Genomic DNA, 578 nt, shown 5'->3' with positions numbered 1-578 from the left:
AATGGAGGAAAAATTAAAATGGCAAAAGCTAAATTCGAGAGAAGCAAACCACACGTAAACGTAGGAACAATAGGTCACGTTGACCATGGGAAAACAACAACAACAGCAGCAATTTCAAAAGTATTGGCTGAAAAAGGGCTAGCTGAAAAAGTTGACTTTGAAAACATTGACCAAGCGCCTGAAGAAAGAGAAAGAGGGATTACAATCAACACAGCTCACATTGAGTATGAAACAGAAAAAAGACACTATGCTCACGTTGACTGTCCAGGGCATGCGGATTACGTAAAAAACATGATTACAGGAGCAGCTCAAATGGATGGTGCTATCTTAGTAGTATCAGCAGCTGACGGTCCTATGCCTCAAACAAGAGAGCATATCCTTCTTGCAAGACAGGTTGGAGTACCTTACATCGTAGTTTACTTGAACAAAGTTGACATGGTAGATGACGAAGAATTATTAGAGTTAGTAGAAATGGAAGTAAGAGAATTACTTACAGAATATGGATTTCCTGGAGATGACGTTCCAGTAATCAAAGGATCTTCATTAGGAGCATTAAATGGAGAAGCTCAATGGGTAGA

1 protein-coding gene is annotated in these 578 nt (G+C 39.4%); it reads left to right on the top strand.

Translation table 11 applies throughout. The features are described 5' to 3' along the window. Positions 1 to 18 precede the first annotated feature (18 nt). Positions 19 to 578: GTP-binding protein (locus tag HMPREF1552_RS05265; RefSeq protein ID WP_039901240.1), on the top strand; the 560-nt coding region annotated here is incomplete at its 3' end.

The sequence above is a fragment of the Leptotrichia sp. oral taxon 879 str. F0557 genome (assembly GCF_000469385.1).
In the GTDB taxonomy this organism is placed as follows: domain Bacteria; phylum Fusobacteriota; class Fusobacteriia; order Fusobacteriales; family Leptotrichiaceae; genus Leptotrichia; species Leptotrichia mesophila.
The sequence above is the reverse complement of the archived record's forward strand: the minus strand, read 5'-3'. Positions and strand labels throughout refer to the sequence as shown.